The sequence below is a fragment of the Microcoleus sp. LEGE 07076 genome (genome assembly GCF_015207455.1).
Lineage (GTDB): Bacteria > Cyanobacteriota > Cyanobacteriia > Cyanobacteriales > Microcoleaceae > Microcoleus.
On record NZ_JADEWV010000225.1, the window covers coordinates 1 to 8,927 of the forward strand.

An 8,927-nucleotide genomic window follows, 5' to 3' on the forward strand; every position below is an offset into this window, starting at 1 on the left:
TCAAAAATCAGTTCAAATTGAATTAAAGATAGCCGATGCCACTGTAGGTATTATGTGTTTTGAACTCGTGAACTCTATTGAAATTAATGATTATATTAACGGTAAATTAGAATTTTTAGTTGCCCCCAAAAATGAAGAATTTAAAACTTTAGTTCAAGTTGAACTGCGACCGAGAACTAAAGTTGATTGTTCAACTCTGAGCCTTTGCCCGATGGCTGCTTAGCCTTGATAAACTCAAAGCTCGATCGCCCTTAACTCATCTTTCTCAACCAAGGTCGATCGCACTTTTGGCATCAGTCACAAAGTGCGATCGCTCAGAAGAATCGGGCATTATTTCTCAGCGAGCAACATGATGAATAAATTCAATATATCGCTCGATTTCCTCATCCGTGCAACTAATTCCATTCTGCCAAAGTTCATATTCACTGATATCGAGATATTCATTCCAAACCAGTCCATAACCACCCGGTTCAATTCTAAAATTCCTGAAAAACCCCGGATTGCATAAGGTCGCAAACATCGGATTTTCTAATAACTTAGAAATGTCGTATTTTTTCACTTCTAAATTTGTAAACTTAACTATCAAGGTGCGATCGTCAATAACTTTAGCAGAAACGATGCGTTCAGGTTTCATAAAAAAATCGCAGTTATTTTAATGGTGGCAATTTACTAAATTCTTGGCTATTCCACATATCGAGCAGTTCTTTCTGGTACAACGTAGCCCATTCTATTACCAGCTTTTGAACTCGATTAGGTAAATCTCCTTCAATAATCTCTAAAGACTCAATACCGATTAAAGCATTGTACTCACCGTAAACTGCATGAAAATGAGGAGGTGGATGATCCCAAAGAAAATTTTGATGATTATTCCGTAAAATCGTGCAACTTCTGGCATAAAGGTTCTTTAAACAATGATACGAGGACTATTATAGCCGAGCTAATGACACAATGACAGTCGATCGCCATGAGTGGAATTAGTCACAAAGTGCGAGATCCCTTAACTCCTTTTTCACGCGCGAAGGTCGAGATCCCCTTTTGGCATCAGTCACAAAGCGCGAGATCCCTTAACTCCTTTTTCACGCGCGAAGGTCGATCGCCCGTTTGTCATCAGTCACAAAGTACGATCGCCCTTACCTCCTTTTTAACGCGCGAAGGTCGAGATCCCTTTTGGAATTTGTCAAAAAGTGCGATGCTTGGGATTGCAGATGGCCGCTATTTCCCAAAGAACGATCGCTTGCCGATTTGCTACGATAAAGTAGAACTATCCTGCAACAAAAGGTCGAATACGATCGTGCAAATCACCCTTAGCCAAGCCCAAACCCAAGTTCTCGAAACCCTCGTCAAACAAGGGCAATACCCCTCTTTAGAAGAAGCTATCAACACCGCCTTACTGTTACTGATTGATGACGTTGCGCTACCCGATGCCGATCGTAGCCCAGAATACTTAGTCTGGGCCGAAGCAACGCGCAAAAAAATTGACATCGCACGGGAACAAGCACAGCGTGGCGAAGTGTTAGAAGCAAACGTGGTGCTAGCTCAACTGAGAGCGAAAGTGCAAAGCGCCAAAGAAGCAGCAGTATGAAACGTTTGGTTATTACGATTGATGCGAGTCGAGATTTATCAGAAATTTCCGATTATTTTCTAGAGCAAAGCATAGATGCAGGCGATCGCTTTGTCGAAGGTTTTGGCAAAAAATGTCAGTATCTCGCCGAGTTTCCGTATTTGGGGCGCTCCTATGCTCAGTTTGTTCCGGGTTTGCGAGGGATACCGTTGATGGAATACATCATTTTTTACCAAATTGTTGGAGAAGGTATTGAAATTTTGCGAGTAATTAGTGGTTATCGTAATTTGCAGACTGTTTTCAATCAAAACTGATCCAGAGTTTCTCCTCGAAAACTCGCAGATGCACGATAGTGCTGTAAACTCGGCGATCGCCCTTTACCCCTTTTTCTCAAGAAAGATCGATCGCCATGAGTGGAATTAGTCACAAAGTGCGATCGCCCTTGACTCCTTTTTCACGCGCGAAGGTCGAGATACCCTTTTTTCATCAGTCACAAAGTGCGAGATCCCTTAACTCCTTTTTCACGCGCGAAGGTCGAGATCCCCTTTTGGCATCAGTCACAAAGTGCGATCGCTCTTTTGGGGATATGGAAAGGTATCTCGCTCCTGACGGGTTGTGAGTGCGATCTACCTTTTCAAATAAACTCTATATGGTTCTGCATATCCGACGGTTCAAGTACCTCCCAAATCAGAATCAAACCGCGCACAATTTCACCAAGTGAACGGCTGTTTTGGTGACAGTAAACAATACCGCAATGCTCTAAACCCCGCTGATGAATTGCCAAAAAATCGTCATCTTGGGTAAAGATTACTCGTTCTTGAGAAATTGCAAAAGCTAATTGTTCTTCATCAGCAGCACCTAAAAGTCCTGCTTCCGGTGTAGTCGTAACATCAATACCGCGCCTTCTCAAAGCTTCTGCGATCGCCCGTTCGACTTGTTCATCACAATGAAATCGGATCTTTTCCAAGATTGGGCCCTCTCAATTTCTGCTGCACCTTGGAAGGAGTTTTAGCTTGCAATTCCCGCACAAAAGCATCACTATCTCGAATCTGTTGTCGAATTTCGTCAAGATGGTCGTGGTAATAAGTCAAGGCTGCGTATACATCTGCTAAATTAATTGTGGGATACCGCGACACAATTTCATCAGGAGACATTCCCATCTTTTCGTGCCAAATTACAACATCTTGAACCCTAATTCGATGTCCGGCTATACGTGGTTTACCGCCACAAATACCCGGAGTAATTTCAATATGTTCTTGGATTACCGATGGCATAGGCATCTGAGTCATGATTTTTGATCGCACAATGCGGAATTAGTTCCTATTTTAACAACAACCAAGGCGGTATAGATAGCGATCGCCCTTCCTGAGTCAACTTTTCCAGATCGCAATCTCCGATTTGTAAAGTTTTCTGAAGATTAGGCCGCGTTCTGTATAAAACTAGCGCCTTTTTCCAGATAGATAAGTCACGGTTGGTTTTTGAGTGCGACGGTCGATCGCACTTTTGGAATTTGTCAAAAAGCGCGAGATCCCTTAACTCCTTTTTCACGCGCGAAGGTCGAGATCCCTTTTGGAATTAGTCACAAAGTGCGATCGCTCTTTCCCAAAACTTTAACAAAGAGCGATCGCTACCAATTAATTACCGTTAAACTTGTTACTTTTGCAAACTCTCGATCGGCTGTCACCAAAGTTGCTGAATTTTGAATTGCCATTGCTGCAATAACTGCATCTGGTAGTTTCAAGCGATGTTGCTGGCGAATCTCAAGAATTTTCTCAATCAAAACAGTATCAATTGGCCCTAAACCCAGAACCTCAACTCTTTGCAGAAACTGCTCAAAAATCTCACGATCGTCTTGAGTCAACCCAGGAAATACCAGAAACTCTATTTGGCTAATAACTGAAACTCCGATCCTATCGGCATCTTTAAGCAATTCAACCAGTTGCATATTCCCTTGAAGCAGAGCCACGATTCCATTCGTATCCAACACATAGCGATTACCACTCATCGCGTAGATTTCTCTGCATTGTCACCGCATCTCCCTGCCAAGTTAATCGCCCCACCAAATCGGAGAAATCATAGCTAGATTTCTGCTTTACATCAGACGAAACCGGATTCAAAACAACTAAAAATTCGTGTTCTTTTAGCAATTTTAAGGCAGCCAGTATCACTTCTGAAGCCGATGAGTACCTACCGTTTTTGACTGTTGACTGAACAAATTGCTCTAGTTCTGGAGTTAAGGATATGTTCATGATGTTGAGTCACCTATTTGAGTCAACCACTACTTCCATAATAACACAAAATATCGCATTTTGTCACTCAACATCTTAGGCTATGGAAAAATTGTGCGATATCCATGCTTGGGATGTCAAGGTCGATCGCCATGAGTGGAATCAGTCACAAAGTGCGATGCTTGGGATTGCAGATGGGCGATCGCTAATTTATGATTATTTTCTAGAGCAAAGCATAGATGCAGGCGATCGCTTTGTCGAAGGTTTTGGCAAAAAATGTCAGTATCTCGCCGAGTTTCCGTATTTGGGACGAAATCCCTTTATGAAATCTAGAGGAATCTCGCTATTATTGACATCCAAAGGTCGATCGCAATTTCTAATAACTATTCTTCCTCTCCTAAAATCTCTGGAAGATCGCATCGCGCGCAGCATGGAGTAGCCTCACAATCTCAATATATTCATCTTTTTCTACATAAAAAATTAGATGCTTGTCAAATCCCCTGACAGCCCACTTCCGCAAACCTACCAGGCGCGGATTTTCAGTATTATAAAGGCTACCAATACCAGACCTTTGTGCTAATTGCGAGAAAGTTTGCCTTGCCGCACCAAAATTATTGGCAGCAATATAGGCAAACTGTTAATCCAGGTCAAAACTAGCCCTTGGTCTAATGACAATTCGTCTGGTCACGTCTTTGAATTGCGGACTTTTTCAACAAGTTCAGTGCGTTTTTGTTCCCACCACCCATCCGTAATCTCAATAGATTCACCGCTATCTAAACCTTCTAATAGTAATGTCTCAAGTTGTGTTTTTGCCACTCGTTCTAATTCTTGGCGAATCAAGTGTCGGATGTATTCGCTGGTGGTACTGTAGCCACCTTTGGCAACTTGTTCGCCCATCAAGTCCCGCATCGATTCGGGTAGCGATATATTGAGTGTTGTCATAGTTTGTAAACTTTTACATCTCTAACTATTCAAGCATGGCAAATATTGTCAATTTTTGTCAACTGCTGTTTAAGCTGAGGTATGTAAGGGCGAGATCCGTTGACTACTTTTTCACGCGCGACGGGCGATGGCCCTCTTTCGATCGCTCCCAACACTACATATTTGCGTAAAGTTTTATGATAATTAAGCCACGTTTCGCACAAAACTAGCCGATCGCACCTGATAGTATCGATGACGGTTGGTCTCAAAAGTGCGATCGTCTGCCAGAACAATGCTTGCGGGCGACGGTATTGACCAATAACCAATAACCAATAACCAATAACCAATGACAAATAACCAACAACCAATAACCAACAACCAACAACCAATAACCAACAACCAACAACCAATAACAAATAACCAATAACAAATAACCAATAACAAACAACAAATAACAAATGACAAATGACAAATAACCAACAACCAACAACCAACAACAAACAACAAATAACCAATAACAAATAACCAATAACAAATAACCAATAACCAATAACTACCACTGCGGCTCCGAAGCCATCAAAGCAGTAGCATCCTCGCTCGGTAAAGGCTTAGCAAAAAAATAACCTTGGCCGTATTCGCAGCCGATCGCCCTCAACCGAGCTAATTGTGCCGCCGTCTCCACACCCTCAGCAATCACATCCATCCCCAAAGCGTGAGCCAGGGCGACAATCGTCCGCACGATCGCCACATTTTCCCCCTCACCTTCGATCTCCATCAGCCCCACAAACGACTTATCAACCTTCAAAGTATCCGTAGGAAACCGACTCAAATAACTCAACGACGAATAACCAGTCCCAAAATCATCAATTCCCAACTTGACATTAAGCGCTTTCATCTGCTTTAAAACCGCGATCGCCGACTCCACATCATCCATCACCACACTCTCAGTAATCTCCAACTTCAAACTTTTGGCACTCAAACCAGTTGTCACCAAAATAGCTTGAATTCGCTCCACCAAATCCGGCTGAGCAAACTGCTTTCCAGATAAATTTACACTCATAATTAAAGGTCGATCAAAATCAAACATTCCCTCCCACAGCCGCAACTGCCGACAAGCCTCCTCCAGCACCCACTCGCCCAGCGGCACAATTGCCCCCGTCTCCTCAGCCACCGGAATAAACTTGACCGGCGAAATCAAGCCCCGCAGCGGGTGCTGCCAGCGCACCAAAGCCTCAAACCCAATAATCCTGCCGCTGGCCAAAGATACAAACGGCTGGTAGTGCAGCAAAAACTCCCGACGTTTTACAGCCATCCGCAAATCCGTCTCCAACTGCAACCTCTCCACGGCCAAATCGTGCATCGAAGCATCAAACACCTGATACTTTCCCGTTCCCAAAGCCTTGGCGCGGTACATCGCCGTGTGAGCGTCCCGCAGCAAGTGTTCCGGCCCTTCCCGGGGGGAGGGTGGGGGTTCGCCGCCCACCGCAATCCCGATGCTGGCGGTAACAAAAACTTCTTGCCCTCTCAAATCAAAAGGCACAATTAAAGCTTGGTGAATGCGATCGGCCAAATCCACCGCACTCTGGGCATCAACATTCCTCACCAAAATTGCAAAATCGTCGCCCCCCACCCGCGCCACAGTATCCGTCCGACTGAGACTTGCCTTCAACCGCACCACCACCGCCATCAGCAGTTCATCCCCCACCAAATGACCCAAAGAATCATTAATCACCTTAAATCGGTCTAAATCCAAAAACAGCACCGCAAACAGATAGCTGCGGTGGTGCTTAGTATTGGCGATCGCCCGGCCCAAGCACTCTACAAACAAATCCCGGTTTGGCAAACCCGTCAGAGAATCGTGAAAAGCATCGTAAAGCTTCTTGTAAGCGCTAACGCCCACACCAGTCAACACCAAACCCAAAGCCGGCGACACCAGCGACACCCACCCACCGGCAGTAAAAATCGCCAAACTCATCCCCAACAGCCCCATAAATGCCACACCCACAACCAATACCGCCCGCAACGGGTGTCCGATCCGCCAAGCCACAACCCCACCAAGCACCGCCCAGAAACCGTTCCACAAAATTTCTGCCCATTCGGGCCACACCCAAAACAGCGATCGCCCCTGCAAAACCGCAGTCAATATTTGGCTGAGCATTTGCGCGTGCAGCAGCACCCCCGGCATTTTCGGATTTTGCTGGAGAACCGGGCTGTAAGGTGTCAGAAACACATCTCTGGTGCTCTGTGCAGTCGTTCCGATCAGCACAATCTTGTCCTTTACCCAACTCGGATCAATTTCGCCGTTCAATACCTGGAGGATACTGACTTGCCGCGCCACTCCAACAGCAGAACGGTATTTGAGCAGAATTTGGTAGCCTCTGGCATCAAGATTTGCATAGCCACCGCTGTCGGATTTTAAAGGCACAAATTCTGCTTTACCCCAGTTGATTTGGTGGGGATTGACAGGGCTATCTCTCGGCTGCACCCTATCTTTGAGATACAGCAAAGCCAGTTGCAAAGAAAACGAGGAAGCAGTAGTCTTGTCGGGTTTCGAGACAGAGAGCAAATTGCGGCGCACCACACCGTCAGCGTCGAGTACGAAGTCGTTAAAACCGACCCGATCGGGCGGCATCCCCGGAGGCGCGGACACTCCCTCACTGTCTGAATCGCTCAATTTAGCGATCGCCACCACATTCGGTGCTTTCAGCGCGGCCCGCAATTCTTGGTGTCCCGGCGCTTGAGGCAAATCGCGGTACAAGTCTAAACCGATGACTTTTGGATGATATTTTTGCAATTTTGTCAAAGTTTTGGCGATCGCCCCGTCGGAAATCGGAAATCTCCCCAAAGCTTGAATATCCGCCTCAGAAATTCCTACTACCAGCAGCTCCGGATCGGGGCCAGCATCCGGCTGCAAGCGCACCAACGAGTCAAAACTCGCCAATTCCCAGCTTTGCTGCCATCCCAACCGCCGCACTCCCGTATTCAACAGCGTTACAGTCGCGCCCGCCAACAACGCCGGCCAAATCTTGACCCGTCGGTGTTGAGAACTCAGGTTCAGGCCAGTTGCGACAGACAGTACAGAACGAATATTTCGAGATAATTTGGCAGTCACAGCAAACATATATGGGTGCAAAGAAAGCGAACCACAAATCTGTGCTTACAGAATTGAGCTTATTATGAGATTAAGTGTAATTTTTTCAGAAATTGCGCCTAAACCGAGTTTATTTAAGCTAATTACTCGATTTTGCCAAGTATGGATCCGATGGGAAACCAGGTTTGAATCGCATCTGCCGAAAAGCCCTGTCTTTGATTCCTCAGTTTCCCCAAATTTCCACAAGCGTTAAAATTTAGTCGATCGAAATTTCAGGATATTTTTCCAATTATGACAACTCAACTTCCGATTCCGGTGATTGTTAACGGTGCTGGCGGCAAAATGGGCCGCGAAGTAATTAAGGCGATCGCCCGTGCTAGTGACATGACCTTATTTGGCGCTGTAGACCGCTCTCCTGAGTCCCTCAACGCCGATGCAGGAGAATTAGCCGGGTGCGGCCCGTTAGAAGTTCCCATCACCGACGACTTGCAAGGAATGCTGGTATTAGCCGCTCAGGAAAAACAGTTGGGCGTGATGGTAGATTTTACGCACCCTTCGTCAGTTTACGAAAACGTGCGAGCGGCTATTGCTTACGGTATTCGCCCTGTAGTCGGCACTACCGGATTAAGTACCGAACAAATTCAAAAATTAGCCGAATTTGCCCACAAAGCCAGCATTGGTTGTTTAATTGTACCCAATTTCTCGATCGGCATGGTGCTGCTCCAACAAGCCGCCGTCACAGCATCTCAGTATTTTGAACACGTAGAAATTATCGAGCTCCACCACAATCAAAAAGCCGACGCACCCAGCGGCACCGCCATTCAAACTGCCCAAATGTTAGCAGAAATGGGAAAAACTTTCAATCCCCCCGAGGTGGACGAAACCGAAAAATTGCCCGGTGCTCGGGGTTCTTTAGCCGACGAAGGAATTCGGATTCACAGCATCCGTTTACCCGGTTTAATTGCCCACCAAGAAGTAATTTTTGGCGGAGAAGGTCAAGTTTATACATTACGGCACGACACCAGCGATCGCGCTTGTTATATGCCCGGAGTATTGTTATCAGTGCGAAAAATCATAGAATTGCGATCGCTCGTTTACGGCTTGGAAAAAATACTCTAGATTATGG

At 45.7% G+C, this 8,927-nt stretch carries 15 protein-coding genes; 5 read left to right on the forward strand and 10 right to left on the reverse strand.

Going from position 1 to position 8,927, the window contains the following annotated elements; genetic code table 11:
• On the forward strand, nucleotides 1-223 hold a 223-nt coding region (locus IQ270_RS25270), incomplete at its 5' end, for a hypothetical protein (RefSeq protein WP_228056685.1).
• A gap of 114 nt (nucleotides 224-337) precedes the next feature.
• On the opposite strand, the gene IQ270_RS25275 is transcribed toward IQ270_RS25270, so the two are convergent.
• On the reverse strand, nucleotides 338-634 hold the full coding sequence (locus IQ270_RS25275; RefSeq protein ID WP_193975925.1) for a DUF2442 domain-containing protein: 297 nt from the start codon (nucleotides 632-634) through the stop codon (nucleotides 338-340).
• A gap of 13 nt (nucleotides 635-647) precedes the next feature.
• Nucleotides 648-878: a DUF4160 domain-containing protein gene (locus IQ270_RS32415; RefSeq protein ID WP_368670139.1), complete on the reverse strand. Its 231-nt coding sequence runs from the start codon at nucleotides 876-878 to the stop codon at nucleotides 648-650.
• 86 nt (nucleotides 879-964) lie between these two features.
• Here IQ270_RS32415 and IQ270_RS25285 point away from each other — a divergent pair, with 86 nt between their 5' ends.
• Both IQ270_RS25285 and IQ270_RS25290 read left to right on the forward strand, forming a co-directional pair.
• Entirely contained in the window at nucleotides 965-1,582 is a 618-nt protein-coding gene (locus tag IQ270_RS25285; protein ID WP_193975926.1) for a hypothetical protein, read from the forward strand.
• Nucleotides 1,579-1,875 (forward strand): type II toxin-antitoxin system RelE/ParE family toxin, encoded by a 297-nt coding sequence (locus IQ270_RS25290; protein ID WP_193975927.1) that lies wholly within the window; start codon nucleotides 1,579-1,581, stop codon nucleotides 1,873-1,875. The genes IQ270_RS25285 and IQ270_RS25290 overlap by 4 nt, the downstream gene beginning before the upstream one ends.
• A gap of 320 nt (nucleotides 1,876-2,195) precedes the next feature.
• Here IQ270_RS25290 and IQ270_RS25295 read toward each other — a convergent pair whose 3' ends face one another.
• The 4 genes from IQ270_RS25295 to IQ270_RS25310 all read right to left on the reverse strand — a co-directional run bounded on the left by IQ270_RS25295 (nucleotide 2,196) and on the right by IQ270_RS25310 (nucleotide 3,810).
• Nucleotides 2,196-2,528 (reverse strand): DUF5615 family PIN-like protein, encoded by a 333-nt coding sequence (locus IQ270_RS25295; protein WP_228056686.1) that lies wholly within the window; start codon nucleotides 2,526-2,528, stop codon nucleotides 2,196-2,198.
• Nucleotides 2,503-2,841, reverse strand: coding sequence for a DUF433 domain-containing protein (locus tag IQ270_RS25300; RefSeq protein ID WP_368670140.1), 339 nt, complete (start codon nucleotides 2,839-2,841; stop codon nucleotides 2,503-2,505). The genes IQ270_RS25295 and IQ270_RS25300 overlap by 26 nt, the downstream gene beginning before the upstream one ends.
• Nucleotides 2,842-3,188: 347 nt before the next feature.
• Entirely contained in the window at nucleotides 3,189-3,566 is a 378-nt protein-coding gene (locus IQ270_RS25305; RefSeq protein WP_193975928.1) for a type II toxin-antitoxin system VapC family toxin, read from the reverse strand.
• Entirely contained in the window at nucleotides 3,556-3,810 is a 255-nt protein-coding gene (locus tag IQ270_RS25310; protein ID WP_193975929.1) for a type II toxin-antitoxin system ParD family antitoxin, read from the reverse strand. Before IQ270_RS25310 ends, IQ270_RS25305 begins: the two co-directional genes overlap by 11 nt.
• 82 nt (nucleotides 3,811-3,892) lie before the next feature.
• On the opposite strand from IQ270_RS25310, the gene IQ270_RS25315 reads away from it, so the two are divergent.
• Nucleotides 3,893-4,228, forward strand: coding sequence for a type II toxin-antitoxin system RelE/ParE family toxin (locus tag IQ270_RS25315; protein WP_193975930.1), 336 nt, complete (start codon nucleotides 3,893-3,895; stop codon nucleotides 4,226-4,228).
• Here IQ270_RS25315 and IQ270_RS32420 read toward each other — a convergent pair.
• Genes IQ270_RS32420 through IQ270_RS25335 form a run of 4 tightly spaced genes read right to left on the reverse strand, consistent with a single transcriptional unit; the run spans nucleotide 4,187 to nucleotide 7,822 of the window.
• Nucleotides 4,187-4,414, reverse strand: coding sequence for a type II toxin-antitoxin system RelE/ParE family toxin (locus tag IQ270_RS32420; protein WP_368670141.1), 228 nt, complete (start codon nucleotides 4,412-4,414; stop codon nucleotides 4,187-4,189). The genes IQ270_RS25315 and IQ270_RS32420 overlap by 42 nt on opposite strands.
• Nucleotides 4,415-4,473: 59 nt before the next feature.
• A complete protein-coding gene (locus IQ270_RS25325) occupies nucleotides 4,474-4,731 on the reverse strand; it encodes a type II toxin-antitoxin system ParD family antitoxin (protein WP_193975931.1) in 258 nt (85 codons plus the stop codon).
• Between the two features lie 29 nt (nucleotides 4,732-4,760).
• Nucleotides 4,761-5,270 (reverse strand): hypothetical protein, encoded by a 510-nt coding sequence (locus IQ270_RS31465; protein WP_339384326.1) that lies wholly within the window; start codon nucleotides 5,268-5,270, stop codon nucleotides 4,761-4,763.
• A complete protein-coding gene (locus IQ270_RS25335) occupies nucleotides 5,264-7,822 on the reverse strand; it encodes an EAL domain-containing protein (protein ID WP_339384327.1) in 2,559 nt (852 codons plus the stop codon). Before IQ270_RS25335 ends, IQ270_RS31465 begins: the two co-directional genes overlap by 7 nt.
• Nucleotides 7,823-8,092: 270 nt before the next feature.
• On the opposite strand from IQ270_RS25335, the gene dapB reads away from it, so the two are divergent.
• Nucleotides 8,093-8,920 (forward strand): 4-hydroxy-tetrahydrodipicolinate reductase, encoded by an 828-nt coding sequence (gene dapB, locus IQ270_RS25340; RefSeq protein ID WP_193975934.1) that lies wholly within the window; start codon nucleotides 8,093-8,095, stop codon nucleotides 8,918-8,920.
• Nucleotides 8,921-8,927 lie beyond the last annotated feature (7 nt).